General features: G+C 41.6%; 13 protein-coding genes and 1 tRNA gene. 5 read left to right on the top strand and 9 right to left on the bottom strand.

Annotated elements, in window-relative coordinates:
* Positions 1 to 234: 234 nt before the first annotated feature.
* Positions 235 to 310, top strand: a tRNA-Val gene (locus tag V7783_RS10065).
* A gap of 309 nt (positions 311 to 619) precedes the next feature.
* Positions 620 to 2,278, top strand: coding sequence for a response regulator (locus V7783_RS10060; protein ID WP_335678598.1), 1,659 nt, complete (start codon positions 620 to 622; stop codon positions 2,276 to 2,278).
* Positions 2,279 to 2,326: 48 nt separating this feature from the next.
* On the opposite strand, the gene msrB is transcribed toward V7783_RS10060, so the two are convergent.
* The 9 genes from msrB to V7783_RS10015 all read right to left on the bottom strand — a co-directional run bounded on the left by msrB (position 2,327) and on the right by V7783_RS10015 (position 11,800).
* Entirely contained in the window at positions 2,327 to 2,767 is a 441-nt protein-coding gene (msrB, locus tag V7783_RS10055; RefSeq protein WP_335678597.1) for a peptide-methionine (R)-S-oxide reductase MsrB, read from the bottom strand.
* A gap of 8 nt (positions 2,768 to 2,775) precedes the next feature.
* Positions 2,776 to 3,285: a peptide-methionine (S)-S-oxide reductase gene (locus V7783_RS10050; protein ID WP_335678596.1), complete on the bottom strand. Its 510-nt coding sequence runs from the start codon at positions 3,283 to 3,285 to the stop codon at positions 2,776 to 2,778.
* A 72-nt stretch (positions 3,286 to 3,357) separates the two neighbouring features.
* On the bottom strand, positions 3,358 to 3,798 hold the full coding sequence (locus V7783_RS10045; RefSeq protein ID WP_335678595.1) for a hypothetical protein: 441 nt from the start codon (positions 3,796 to 3,798) through the stop codon (positions 3,358 to 3,360).
* Between the two features lie 26 nt (positions 3,799 to 3,824).
* Positions 3,825 to 4,322, bottom strand: coding sequence for a DUF2919 domain-containing protein (locus tag V7783_RS10040; RefSeq protein WP_335678594.1), 498 nt, complete (start codon positions 4,320 to 4,322; stop codon positions 3,825 to 3,827).
* Positions 4,319 to 4,663: a DUF3392 family protein gene (locus tag V7783_RS10035; RefSeq protein ID WP_335678593.1), complete on the bottom strand. Its 345-nt coding sequence runs from the start codon at positions 4,661 to 4,663 to the stop codon at positions 4,319 to 4,321. The genes V7783_RS10040 and V7783_RS10035 overlap by 4 nt, the downstream gene beginning before the upstream one ends.
* A complete protein-coding gene (ligA, locus tag V7783_RS10030) occupies positions 4,656 to 6,677 on the bottom strand; it encodes an NAD-dependent DNA ligase LigA (protein WP_335678592.1) in 2,022 nt (673 codons plus the stop codon). The genes V7783_RS10035 and ligA overlap by 8 nt, the downstream gene beginning before the upstream one ends.
* Positions 6,678 to 6,773: 96 nt before the next feature.
* Positions 6,774 to 7,565 carry a cell division protein ZipA gene (gene zipA, locus V7783_RS10025; RefSeq protein ID WP_335678591.1) on the bottom strand — a complete coding sequence of 264 codons (792 nt, stop codon included), beginning with the start codon at positions 7,563 to 7,565 and terminating at the stop codon, positions 6,774 to 6,776.
* Between the two features lie 40 nt (positions 7,566 to 7,605).
* Positions 7,606 to 11,001 carry a chromosome segregation SMC family protein gene (locus V7783_RS10020; protein WP_335678590.1) on the bottom strand — a complete coding sequence of 1,132 codons (3,396 nt, stop codon included), beginning with the start codon at positions 10,999 to 11,001 and terminating at the stop codon, positions 7,606 to 7,608.
* A 67-nt stretch (positions 11,002 to 11,068) separates the two neighbouring features.
* Complete coding sequence (locus V7783_RS10015) at positions 11,069 to 11,800, bottom strand: RNA methyltransferase (RefSeq protein WP_335678589.1); 732 nt, start codon at positions 11,798 to 11,800, stop codon at positions 11,069 to 11,071.
* A 168-nt stretch (positions 11,801 to 11,968) separates the two neighbouring features.
* Here V7783_RS10015 and V7783_RS10010 point away from each other — a divergent pair, with 168 nt between their 5' ends.
* Genes V7783_RS10010 through V7783_RS10000 form a run of 3 tightly spaced genes read left to right on the top strand, consistent with a single transcriptional unit; the run spans position 11,969 to position 14,391 of the window.
* Positions 11,969 to 13,063, top strand: coding sequence for a YjgN family protein (locus V7783_RS10010; RefSeq protein ID WP_335678588.1), 1,095 nt, complete (start codon positions 11,969 to 11,971; stop codon positions 13,061 to 13,063).
* A complete protein-coding gene (locus V7783_RS10005; RefSeq protein ID WP_335678587.1) occupies positions 13,064 to 14,101 on the top strand; it encodes a M48 family metallopeptidase in 1,038 nt (345 codons plus the stop codon).
* Positions 14,098 to 14,391, top strand: a complete 294-nt coding sequence (locus V7783_RS10000; RefSeq protein WP_335678586.1) for a hypothetical protein — start codon at positions 14,098 to 14,100, stop codon at positions 14,389 to 14,391. The genes V7783_RS10005 and V7783_RS10000 overlap by 4 nt, the downstream gene beginning before the upstream one ends.
* Positions 14,392 to 14,418: the final 27 nt, after the last annotated feature.

Genomic DNA, 14,418 nt, shown 5'->3' with positions numbered 1-14,418 from the left:
TCAGTTGGGAGAGCATCGCCCTTACAAGGCGAGGGTCACTGGTTCAAGTCCAGTATCACCCACCACATATAAAACCTGTTATTATATCAATAGTTACATGTTTAAAATTGTAATATGGGTCACAAGCTCAGTTACAAGAAAAGAGAGCATCACCGCTATTTACAAGTAACGGCGAAGTTCACTGGTTAAAGTCCAGTACTATTTATTTTAATAGTAGCGTTTTAATTTATATGTGGGTGATTAGCTCAGTTGGGAGAGCATCGCCCTTACAAGGCGAGGGTCACTGGTTCAAGTCCAGTATCACCCACCACATATAAAACCTCTAAATATTCTCAATCAAATCTTATATTCTTTGATAAATAATTAGCTCAGCTGAAAAGAAAGAGCATCGCCACCCTTCACAAATAATGGCGAGGGTCGCAGGTATCAAGTCCAGTATCACCCACCACATATAAAACCTCTTAATACCTTCAAGCAATAACTAGCGCTATAATTGGGCTGCTCGAAAACCCATAACTGATCAAATAAACGAAGTCTGCGGTATTAAATTTTAAATTCCCTTGTCAGCGACTAGACTGTTTATTATAGTCTCTGATACGTTCACGTGGTCACAAGTCTAATGCCAGCAAAGATTTTTTCTAATGCCAAAATACTGATAGTTGAAGAGCAACCTCTTGCTCAAAGCTATATGAAACAATCTCTCGAAAAATTAGGCTTTCGGCAGTTACGCTTTGCTGAGCATGCAAATTCAGCTAAAGAGCAATGTATCACTGAGCAGTTTGACCTCATTGTATGCTCGTTTAATCTGAGTAAAAATCAAGATGGCTATCAGCTGTATGAAGAATTACGGGTTAAACGTCTAATAAAAAACTCTACCGGCTTCATTTTTATCTCTGCTGAGACTAGCGGTTCCCTTGTACACAGTGTTTTAGAGCTGCAACCTGATGATTTTTTAGTAAAGCCTTTTACAATATATGATCTTAAAACCCGTATAGAACGCATTTTACTGCGTAAAAGCAACTTGCAATTAATATACAACTTCATTGACGATGGTAATGACTCTAAAGCATTGAAGGAGATCAACACTGCACTTGATAAAAAAGGAAATGCTTACAGTGCAATACTCCTACGTTTGAAAGGTGATGCCCTACTTCGCTTAAAACGTGCCGATGTCGCAAAAGCCTTTTTTAAATCTGTGTTAGACATTCAAAAATTCGCCTGGGCCAAGGTAGGATTAGTTGAAGCATTAATTGCGAATAATGAGCATATTCTTGCACAAAGAATGCTTAGAACAATGCTACAGCGCCATGAAACACGCTTAGTTGCATTGGATTTACTTGGTAAATTAGAAATAAAATTAAACCAGTTCGAATTAGCTCAAGATTTTTTAAGCCAAGCCGTTGATATTGCTCCGCGTAATATAGATCGTCAAAAATCATTGAGTCATGTGTCACTGATCAATCACGATTATGAAAAAAACTACCTAACACAAAAAGACATCGCTAATTTTGCCAAGCACTCAATCCACGATCACCCTGATGTATATTTAAATGCCGCCCGCGCGGGTATTGATTTTGCCTTAACAACTGATCAAAGTGACCAAATTCAACGCATTTCAAGACAAACCAATAAGTACTTAACAGACTTAAAAAGCCAGTTTCCAAATAGTCATAATCAAGCGCAAATTGATGTGCTAAATGCCAGGCTGCACTATTTAAAAGATGAACATCAAAAAGCGAAATTACTGATCGAGCAGCTCGATGATGACGATAACCATATCCGCTCAGTGGATGGTGCGCTTGATAAAGCAAAAGCATTTCATGAACTGGGGTTTCACCATAAGGCACAGTCACTATTTAGCCAAATTATCAGCCATTGTGAACGCCACCCGACAGTTAGTGATCCGGTTTATTTGCGGTATATTCAGCAGCAGCAAAGCGAACGCCGCGATATAAAAATGGGTCCTAAAGAACTCAACAATCATGCAGTAACTCAGTTTAATCGCGGTCAATTGAATACTGCGCTTGAAGCGTTTACCCAAGCATTTAGAGTCATGCCTCGTAACCCCAGCATTGCTTTAAATTTGCTACAGTGTCTATTTGATAACACCAAACAAAATGGCCAAACATTAAATACCATGATGGCAAAAAAATGTTATGCGCTGCTTAACTCAACGGCGCTGGATAACGAGCAGCAGCAACGCTTTAACAAGATAGTTTTGCAAGCAACGGCTATGGGGCTGACACTTGCGAATTTAGAAGAACCTGACAAGCCTTAATGAGCGTATAAATCAAACTCAATAGGCGTTCAGGGGTTGTATTGATGATTATAATTTTTGTAATGATACAGCATTAATACAATAACGCAGGCCACTTGGCATTGGACCATCTGGAAATACATGCCCTAAATGCGCGTCACACACATTACACACCGCCTCTATTCGTTGCATACCATGGGTTTTATCGCTGTTGTAAGCAATTGAGTTTACTTCTGCAGGCTGAGTAAACGATGGCCAGCCAGTGCCACTGTCAAACTTTTCATCCCCATCAAACAGTAAGTTATCACAGCACACACAGGCGTATTTACCTGGTTCAAACAAAGTGCAGCTATCAGAGCTGTGTGGGCGCTCTGTGCCTTTGTTGCGAGTAACATAAAACGCGGCTTCGCTTAGTTGTTCACGCCATTGCTGCTCGGTTTTAACTACTTTACGGCTCGGCTGCGGATTACCTTTATTGGCAAAGTTTAAAATATCATTCCAATTCAACATAACTGACCTCATTGAGTAAGATGGGTTAATTTACTGCTATCCACATTATCATGGTATCGCGCTAATAACCTTGCGAGCTTGGGATTTATCCGCACTTCGCAAAATGGTTTGTTTGGGTTTGAAAAATAGTAATTTTGATACTGACTTGGTGAGTGTTTAAACTCACCCGCGGTGACCACTTTTGTTATTAAAGGATCAGCATAATCAGTCTGCTTTAAATTTAAAGCCTGTAATGCAGCGTCACGTTGTTCGTTGCTATAGACATAAATAGCCGAGCGGTACTTTTCTCGCATACTGTGTTTACTGGTGGCACTGTGGGTATCGATATGAATAGCAATTAAGTCTGTGAGGCTGATCCTTTTAGGATCAAAACGTAGTCTTATCGCTTCGCTGAACTGACTATCTTGCTCTGCACTTTTAAACCAACCTTGATCAACACTTTCAACGCCTATCAGTGAACTAAAAATAGCTTCTGTACACCAATGACAGCTGCCTCCGAGGCCAACTTGCTGTAGCATGCTATACCTCCTATTGTTTTATTAATCACAGCTCACTGAACTAACTTATACCGTGTAAAGCAGAATTTAATTTCAGCAAATGATAATTATCTGCTTTTCATGCTCAGTAAAAAGACCATTAAAATAATACATAAGTTCAGTTTTAGAGGCCGGTAAGCCTATAGTGTATTGGTGCTGCTCGTTGGAAAAAATAGTGCATTGGTCATCATTACACTGTATTTTCTCAATACTATCAATGACCAGCCACTGCGGGCCATGAGTCCTGTCGAAAAATCCCGACAAGGTAAATAGTAAAAGGTGTTGCTGCTCACGTTTAATAAATTTATCTAACGGGTTACGCGCTATAAATAGTGGCGTTAACCGGTAACAGCATGAGCTAAATACAAACAGCCATAAGGCAATTAAAAATACAAACCAAGCCTGTTGAAATAGCCCAGTAAATACGCTCAACAATAACAGTACGATGCCAAAACATGCGACGATCAACGTCAATCGTTGATTAATTTTTTGCATTGCTGCTCCTCGTTAATCATGCTTGGCTAATCGCTTTTCTTATCGGTTTCAGGATCGGGCCAGTCATTAAAAAATACCGTTAAATAACGGCTTTTGGCTAAATACAGAAGTACCCATAACACTGTTACCATTTGCAACGCTAAAAACATCGAGAATTGATAATAACTATGTGCAGCTTGAATTACCAACCAGCTTAAATCTACTGCTGCACACACCAATAACGGCCAGCGCATAAAACGCCATATTCGGGCAAAACGTGTAGCACTATCGGCACTTTTTTGCGGCCTGCGCAAGCAAAAAACCACCGCCGGAATAATTGCAATAGCGCCAATGGCCAAAGCACTGAAAAAATCACTTTTTGAGCGAAATGCCAATGACATCAAATCGAGCTCAGGACGACGGCTAAGCGCCGCAATGATCCAAATAAAGTAGGCTCGCAGTAATACCAATAAACTCAAATGAAATGCGATTGGGGTACGATATGTGCCGTACTTATCCCAATACTCAGGCCCATAACGCTTCATAACTGGTTTTTCCTATCAGCTAAGATGCCAAGTAGGATAAATGCAGTGATCACGGTAAGTGCTAACCAACGTGTGCCAAAAAACATCAGTAATTGGCTAATGAGTGGCGTCACAAACACCACTAATAAACCAAAACCGAATCCAGTTACCAGTACAAACGCACAAACCCTGACAATAAAGTGACGCCTTGCTACGAAGCGTTTCGTGGTTTTAATGATCTCATTGGCATACAAAGACACTACGCAAACGACCAGTAATAAAGCGATATTATACAAGTACGGCTTTAGCCACTGACCAAAAGTCAGCGCTAAGTCCTGAAAAAGTGTAATAATGCTATCCATTATGTTGTGCCAGTAACGCAATTAAATCATCTTCGCTGAGTACATCAATCCCTAAGTCTTGTGCTTTAGTCAACTTAGAGCCGGCTTTTTCACCGGCAATCAAGGCATCTGTTTTCGCTGAAACACTACCAGAGACTTTTGCACCTAATTGTTGCAGGCGTGCTTTGGCATCATTACGATTAAGCTCGTTTAAAGTCCCGGTTAACACATAGGTTAAGCCTGCAAGTGGCTGTGAATCTTCACTTGGTGGAGTCAGTTCAGGCCAATGGATACCCTGCTCTATTAAAGCATTAACAACGTCTAGGTTGTGTTGTTCAGCAAAAAAGCCTTGTACATGCTTAGCTACAATCTCACCAACATCACTCACTTCAACTAAAGCCTCAATAGTTGCGCTAGTTACTTTTTCAAGTGTTAAAAAATGATTCGCTAAGTTTTGCGCAGTAGCTTCACCCACTTCTCGGATACCTAAAGAATATAAAAATTTGGCAAGCGTTGTTTGTTTAGCATCAGCTAGTGCTGCAACCAGATTTTTGGCTGATTTAGGACCCATGCGTTCGAGTGACTCAACATGTCCTTGCTTAAGAATAAATAAATCCGCAGGCGTTTTAATAAGCTCTCTATCCACCAGCTGTTCAACAATTTTATCGCCAAGGCCATCGATATCGAGTGCTTTTCGTGAAGCAAAGTGTTTAATTGCTTCTTTGCGCTGTGCTTGGCACACTAGGCCTCCTGTACAGCGCGCTACGGCTTCACCTTCAATACGTTCAATATGGGAGTCACAAATTGGACACATCGCCGGAAACTCAATTTCCTTGGCATCTGTAGGGCGACGCTCTAATACCACTTGAGTAATTTGTGGGATCACATCGCCAGCACGGCGAATAATCACTGTATCGCCAATCTTAACGCCTAAACGGTCTATCTCATCACGGTTATGCAAGGTTGCATTCGATACCGTAACACCACCGACAAACACTGGTTCTAAGCGGGCAACAGGGGTAATAGCCCCTGTACGGCCGACCTGAAATTCAACATCTAGTAGTTGAGTGATCTCTTCTTGCGCAGGAAACTTATACGCAATTGCCCAGCGCGGAGCACGCGCTACAAAACCTAAACGCTCTTGCATGGCTTTGTTGTTGATTTTGATCACTACACCATCAATTTCGTATTTAAGGCTGCTGCGACGCTCAAGAATATCGTGATAGTAATCAAGCGCTGCTTGCTGACCTTCAACTAGTTTTGTTTCTGGACACAGTGGCAAACCCCAGTCAGTTAATTTTGCTAGCTGTTGATAATGATCGCTCGGTAGCTCACCATTTTTAACAACTCCAATACTGTAGGCGTAAAACATCAATGGTCGCTTGGCAGTAATTTTTGAATCCAGCTGACGCAAACTGCCCGCCGCAGCATTACGAGGATTAACAAACACTTTTTCGCCGCGCTTTTCAGCCTCAGTATTTAGTTTGTCAAATCCTGCGCTGTCCATAAATACTTCACCGCGAATTTCAATTTCCTCAGGGAAATCATCACCGCGTAATTTCAGTGGCACGTTACGTATTGTTTTCACGTTGGTGGTAATATTTTCACCGGTGTGACCATCGCCACGGGTTGCCGCCTGCACGAGTATGCCATTGCGATATAAAATCGATACAGCGAGGCCATCAAGTTTCGGTTCACAGCAAAAGGTAAGTTCTTTATTGTCCATCAAACGTTCTTTAATACGACGGTTAAAGGCGCTGAATTCCTCCTCTGCGAAGGCGTTATCTAACGACAACATTGGTACTTGATGTGTTACTTGTTCAAATTTAGCAAGCGCTGCTCCGCCGACTTTTTGGGTCGGCGAGTCGGCGCTCATATACTCTGGATTATCCGTCTCAAGCGCACTTAACTCACGTAACAATCGGTCATATTCGGCATCAGGAATACTCGGGTTATCTAACACATAGTAGTTGTGGTTATGATCTTCTAATTGTTGACGAAGTTGCGTAATTTGCGCTAACACTAAAGTGGACATACTGACCTCAAAAAAACAAAAAAAAGCCACTTTAACGAGTCATCATTAAGTGGCTTATAAAATTCTTAACTAATTAACTTTATACATAACTGGTCGTTAAACTGAAAAACGTCTCACTTTTTCAACATACTCACGCACGCTATCAACAGTCATTTCTTCACGTTGTGAATCTAAAATCGTTGCGCCAAATTCATCGGCTAACTTTTTAGCTGCGCTGTGCAACATATTAAATGCAGCAAGGCCATCACCATCACATGGTAAGGTCATAAATAAACTCACCCCGGCAGTACTAAATTGTTCCATATTATCAATATCAAACGTGCCTGGGTTGTACATATTAACTAAGCGAAATAGCACAGGACCGTGGCCAGCAGGATCTAAATGGCGATTAAAAAAGCCTTCTTCTGAGTATTTAAAACCAAGCGTATTAACCGCTGGCAATAATTTACTGCCTTCCATATTTAAGCCTTCAGGCATTTGGATGTGCACAATGATAAAATCACTAGCTACTGGTTGCTCAGGCTCTTGCTCAGTCATCACTTCATCCGTTGGCTCTGCAGCTGTTGTAATGTTATCAACATTAGAAGCAGTTTGTTGCTCTGGCGGGGCAACTGGATCAACGTGAGTCTGTTTTTCATCAGCACTAAAGCTTAAATCGCCAAACTGCGGTTCATCACGTTCAGTGTGAGTTGCAGGCTCATTGTAAGACACAGGCTCAGGTGCACTTTGACGTTCAACAGCAGCTTGATGATCTGCAGGCTCAACCCGTTCGTCATTTGTCGCAGCGGGTGCATCTTTTTTACGCACTGACCATAGGCCATGTATTAATAATCCACCAATGACTACTACACTGATTATGATTAAAACCCATCTTAATTGTTCGGCCATCCCCTCACCTTTTATTATCTATTTACTCAAATATTAATAATTATGCGTGTGCCATTTGCACCGCTTGTTCAATATCTACAGCGACCACACGCGAAACGCCTGGTTCAGCCATTGTTACACCCGTCAACCTGCCAGCCATTTCCATGGCAATTTTATTATGACTGATATAAATAAATTGCACCGATTGTGACATTTCTTCCACTAATCGGCAAAACCGTCCAACATTCGCATCATCAAGTGGTGCATCTACCTCGTCCAGCATACAGAAAGGAGCTGGATTGAGCCTGAATATTGAAAACACTAATGATAATGCGGTCAGCGCTTTTTCTCCACCACTTAAAAGGTGAATTGTTGAATTTTTCTTGCCCGGCGGGCGTGCCATTATACTAACACCACTTTCCAATAAGTCATCACTGGTTAATTCAAGATATGCACTGCCGCCACCAAATACTTTGGGGAACAACTGAGCAAAATCAAGATTTACTTGATCAAATGTTGCTTTAAAGCGGGTTTTTGTTTCGCGATCAATCTTACCAATGGCACTTTCTAGTGTTGTTAACGCTTTAGTTAAGTCTTCCACTTGCGCGTCTAAGTACTGGCTACGCTGCTGCGCTTGTTCAAATTCATCAATCGCGGCTAAATTCACAGCCCCCAACTCACCAAGACTTTGCACAACTTTATTAAGCTGTCCTTGGTAAGTATTTATGTTGGCATTTTCATGCAGCTGCGCCAACACTTCTTTTAAGTTTTGTTGTAATTCATCGAGCGGCTCAAGCGCTGCTTGTGCTTTCACTAATAAACTTTGCTCTTCAAGGGCATGTTGCTGTAATTGCTCTTGCAGCTGGAGCATTTCACCTTGTGAAACTTTGAGCGTTGCTTGTTTATCAGTAAGTGCTGTTTTAGCTTCAGTTAATGCTGTTTGCAAATTTTTGAGTTCAATCTCACTTTGTTGATGTTGCTCTAACAAGCGTAAGATTTGCTCTGCCACCTCTTCTAATGGCATCACCAGCTCTTCTATTTGCGCCGTTAATTCCATTACAGCTTCGCGGGCTGACTCACTGGCCGTAACGGCATGTTGTAACTTAGTGTCGCTAAGTTGGCATTCACTGCGCGCCTTTTGCTCGCTCAACGTTGCTTGATGAGCCTGTGTTTTGTACTGTTCAAACTGCGCATGTGCTTGTTTATACTGCTCATCACTTTGCTGTTGCGCCAATTGCGCAGCATTGAGCGTGTCCGTTATTTCATCCCGCTGTGCGCCGAGCTGTTCGATATGTTGCTGTTGAGCTGTTAGCTTATTTTCAATGTTGCTGTGTTCAACATTTAATTGCGCGAGTTTGCTTTGTAACTTTTGCTGCTGATTTTGAAATTGCAGCAGCTGCTCTTTAAGCATTTCACGACGAGTACTACCCGAAGCCACTTGTTGCGCAAACTGATGAACCGCTGCTTTTAATGTTTCGCTTTGCGCATTCAGCTCTTCGCATACTTGCTGCTGTGCAGTCACTGCAGTGTTTTGTATCGCAAGCTCGCTACTGAGCTGTGCTGTTAATTGCGTGGCCTGTTGCAACTGTTTATGCTTAACAAGCAACGAATTATCTGCATTTTTAGCCGCTTGCTGTTGCCAATTGCGACCATGTATATTGCCATCGCTATCTATCACAGCGAGCCAAAACTTTTCAGCTAAATCATCATTACTAAAATTATCTTTATAGGCAATGCGATGTAATAAATCTGGATAAACCCCTTGCTCGATAAATGTCGCCAATGAACCTTCAGGGGCAGTATCAAGTGCAGGCCATACTCCGTTAGGCGTTGCCGCGACGGTGACATTTAATTGTTCAAGTCCTTGTAATGCCTGCTCTACTAAATGTTCAAAGCCGGTACGCACAACTAATTGTGCGAGCAAATTACCATCGGATTGCTCTTTAGTATCCCCGAGCATTGAATTTAAGCCTGCTATTTTGGCTTTATTCTCGTTAAGTTGCTGCGTGAGTGCTTGCTGAGTATCGTGGCTGCTGCGTAAAGCCGTTTGGGCTTGTTGTACATTGCTCTGCACTTTGTTTAATGCGCTTTGCTTTGCCGCAAGCTCTTGAGTTAACGACTGCATTAATTGTTGTTGCTGCGTTACCTGCTCAGCAATTGGGTTATCAGCAAGTTCTGCTAATTCGCTGGCCAATGCAGTTTGCTGATTTTCAATATAGTGGAGATTTTGGGTATATTGATCCGCGATATGTTGCTGTTGGCTATATTGCGCGTTTATGCTTTGAAACTGCTCATTAATGGCTTGCCAAGTGGCAGAGTTTTGCTCTTTTTCAGTCTGTAAATGAGCAACAGTTTCCGCCATTTCAGCAACTTGCTCTGTACATATTAAGGTATGTTCAATCGCGTCTTGTAAAGCGCTTTGCTGCTGTTGTGTATCATCTTTTTGTTGCTGTTGGAGCTGCTGGTTTTGCAGTTGCAATTGCTGTTGTTTAAGCAAATTATGATTAAACGTTTGTTGTTGTTGCTTTAAGCTAATTTGTTGTTGCTCAGCACGGGTAAGCTCGGTGTGAGTTTTATGTTGTGTTTGCTGCGCATCATTGAGTTTTTCAAGCTGGTGTTGTACTTGGTTTTCAAGGCTTGCTAGTACATCGTCATGGCCTGCATGAGCGGTTTTAAAAAAGCTAATTTGCTCATTTAACTGGGCCATTTTATCGGCTTTGCTCATTTGCTGCTGATGTAATTTTTGCCATTTCAATACAGCTAGTTGACCTTTGAGCGTACGCTCTTGCGCTTTTAGTTCTCGGTATTTCTTTGCTTCTACTGACTGTACCGCCAACTTATCAACTTGTGCTTGTAATTCTTTACGTACATCCAGTAAACGCTCAAGGTTTTCGCGGGTGCTTTTAATGCGAGTTTGTGTTTCACGGCGGCGCTCTTTGTACTTTGAAACGCCAGCAGCCTCTTCTAAAAACACCCGTAAATCGGCAGGTTTACTCTCAATTAAACGCGAGATCATACCTTGCTCAATAATCGCATAGCTACGCGGGCCAAGGCCGGTGCCTAAAAATATATCGGTGATATCGCGTTTTCGACATTTACTGCCGTTAAGGAAATATAACGATTGCCCATCGCGTGTTACTAGCCGCTTGATAGCCACTTGGTTGCGATCGGCAAAGGTATTGGGTAAATGCCCTTGGGTGTTATCAAAAATAAGTTCGACTGACGCTTGAGATATCGGCTTACGATTGGTTGAGCCATTGAAAATAACATCTGTCATGGCATCGCCACGCAGATTTTTAGCAGAGCTTTCACCTAGCACCCAGCGCACCGCATCAATCACATTAGACTTGCCGCAGCCGTTCGGGCCAACGACACAGGTCATTTGATCGGGGAATGGAATTTTAGTGGGCTCTACAAAGGATTTAAAACCCGCTAATTTAATGGTGCTCAAACGCATTTAATTGATTTACCGATTATTATTGTTATCTGCTTGATGTTAATTTAACCCACTTTGGGTCAAAAGGTTAAGCTTGGCGTTTAAAATTATCTAAAATAATTCCCGTTGCCATGGCGACATTAAGCGATTCAGCTGCACCAAATGCCGGAATGGTAATTTTATTTGTAACCAACGCTGCACATTCAGCACGGATACCATGAGATTCGCTGCCCATCAGTAATACGCCAGATGGCGCTAAGGTTGCGTGATGCAGGTTTTCACCTTCTAAAAATGCACCGTAAATAGGTAAATCAAGCGCCTTTAAATAGCTTGGCAACTCAACTTGGCTCACTGCAACACGGACAAATGACCCCATAGTGGCACTGATGGTTTTTGGGTTATACGGGTCGGCACTGTCTAAGCTTGCAACAATGTGTTGTATGCCATACCAATCAGCTACGCGAATAATCGTTCCTAAGTTACCAGGGTCAGATACTCCATCCAAAGCTAAGATTAATCCGTCAGTTTTCGGTAATTCAACACTGGGCATACCCATAATAGCAATAGCTGCATTGTTCGACACTAAAGTGCTGGCTTTAGTAAGGCTGTCTTCATCCGCTTCTATCATAGTGACATGATTAAATTGTGCTTGGAACTGGGCAATAAAGGCAGCTGTAGCAAATACATCAACGATTGCCAAGCCACTTGCCAATAACTCAAGTACGTTTTTTTCACCTTGTACAAGGTATTGATTATGTTGCTTTCGGTATTTTTTTTGACCTAATGCACGAATTAACTTGAGTTGGTTTTTTGAAATCATAACAGCCTCATAAAATGACGCCGTGAGTATAACAGATATAACTGGAAGTTCTAAAATTGAAAACTCAGTCTTTCTACCGTTTAATCGGCTTCTACTGTTGATTATGATTGATTAAAAAGCATTTTTTTAGTAACTTTTGCTGCTTAATAAAAGGAACTGGAAATAAAAATGGAACCCACCACACATTCAACTGAATCACCAATCGCGACTAATCCAACTATCTTTCAAGGCCGAGTACAATTTAGCGGTCAAGCTGGCGAATTTTTTGGCATCTGGATAGTCAATATTTTGCTTAGTATTTTAACCCTCGGTATTTATTCGGCATGGGCAAAAGTACGCACCTATCGTTATTTTTATGGTAACACCCAAATCGATGGCCATAGTTTTGACTACCTAGCCACCCCAATACAAATTCTCAAAGGCCGTATTTTAGCGGTGGTGGTGTTTGTAATTTACAGCCTTGTTGTACAGTTATTACCATTAATTGGACTTTTATTCGCACTAGGCTTTTTATTAGCTATGCCTTGGATCATTAACCAAGGCCTACGTTTTAATATGCGTATGACCCGCCATCGTAACGTACGCTTTGCATTTTCTGGCAACTACGGCGACGCATTCGTTAACTTTGTACTATTGCCTATCGCCAGTGTATTCACATTGTATTTATTACTGCCTTACGCGTTAAAGCGTATGGATCAATATTTACATGAAAATATCAGTTACGGTAATAAAGCTATCAATGTGAATCTCAAAGGTGAAACCTATTATATGGCTACACTTATTACAATCGGAGTCGCAATCGCAGGCTTAGTTATCTTTGGTATTTTTGCAGGGCTCAGCGGTGTTGCAATGAGTGTAGGTAATGTTGATGCAGAGAGCTTAAGTATCTCGACAATATTTTTTCCATTACTGATCATGGCTTTATATATTGCGTTTCTGACCTTGATCAGTGCGGTTTATCAATCAATTATTCGTAACCATATTTTTAACAGTAGTGAGTTTAGCGATGTGACCAGCTTTAAATCTGATTTAAAGGCCGCAGACTACGCCATATTGTTATTCACTAATGCACTGGCAATTATTTTTAGTTTAGGCATGGCTTACCCATGGGCAAAAATACGCAGAGCTCGCCTACTTGCTAAAGCGACAGAGGTGACCATCTACAGCGGTGCCCTTGCAATTATTGATACAGCACAACAAGAGCAATCATCATTTGCTGAAGAAGCGGCAAATGTGTTTGATATTGATATTTCGCTTACTTAAATGAGTGATTTTCCTATCACTGGCTGCTATTACTACCCTAATAGCAGCCAGCATCAACAATGCAGCGCTATTGTCACTGACGACAACCTGCAACTTATCGACGCTCAACAACAGCTTTTAGTGTCTTCATCACTCGTAAATTGCCAGTTAGAAAGCCCTTTGCCGGGTATTGCATCCGCAATCAGCTTTTCTGAAGGGGGCCGCTTTGTGCCCCAGGATATAAATTTTCGCTGGCCGTTTGCTCCAGATAAACAGGGACTTACAGAACGCTTAGAAAAAAATAAAGCGCTTATTTTACTGTCAATTATCTTAACGCCACTGTTATTGTGGTTTATTTTATACCGAGGCATCCCAGCCATCGCGGTATATAGCGTAAGCTTGGCCTCACCTAGCACCGTTGAAAACATGGGAGAGCAAGCTCTCACTGTGATTGAGAAAGTTGCTTTAGAGCCAACAAAGCTCAGTGAAGACCAACAATCAGCATTACAGTTACAATGGCAAACGATGCTCACGCAGCTGAATTTAGATGCCGCTAAATTTAGACTCTCATTTTATAAATCAGACTACTTGTCGGCTAATGCGTTTGCACTGCCACATGGCCGCGTTGTTGTTACCGATGAGCTTGTTAAGCTCTTAAATGATAAGCCGGACGCACTACGCGCAATTTTATTACATGAAATTGGTCATGTTGAGTACCATCACGGTATTCGCCTGACCGCCCAAGCGGCAGCCAGTAGTATTGTTCTCGCGGTTATTTTTGGTGACTTAGAAGGTATTACAGAAGTGGTTTTGGGCTCTGGCTCGTCTTTTTTACAGCAAGCATTTTCACGGGATATGGAACGCGAAGCTGATCAGTATGCCATCGAAAAGTTAATTGCATTAGGTTACTCTAATCATGATTTTGCTGATGCAATTGAAGCCCTGCAAGCACGCTTAGATGAAAAGGCTAAACTTGATGATAGTTGGTTAGAATACTTATCAACACACCCAAGCTCACAAGAGCGTATTGATTATGCGAGGCAATATAAGCCAAAATGACACCTGAGTTAACGTTAATTATTTTAGCCGCTATCATGATTGCGCTAGGGTATGGTTTTATTTACCCACGCTTTGCGGGGAATGATTTTAAAAAAGTATCGATACAGGATTTATTTGCTACAGCGATCACTTTAACCATTGCAGGCAGCCTTTATTACAATTCGCACATAGTATTTAATTGGGTCTGGTTTGAAATGAATTGGTTTTGGTTCACCTTTTTAACTTATTTGGTAATTGAAATACCAGTATGTTTACTTTATGCCAAAAAGCATAATATGAAGTTCAAGTGAGATAGCTATAAACAAAAAAAGCGCCAA

This window comes from Pseudoalteromonas sp. (genome assembly GCF_036960685.1).
In the GTDB taxonomy this organism is placed as follows: Bacteria; Pseudomonadota; Gammaproteobacteria; order Enterobacterales; family Alteromonadaceae; genus Pseudoalteromonas.
The sequence above is the reverse complement of the archived record's forward strand: the minus strand, read 5'-3'. Positions and strand labels throughout refer to the sequence as shown.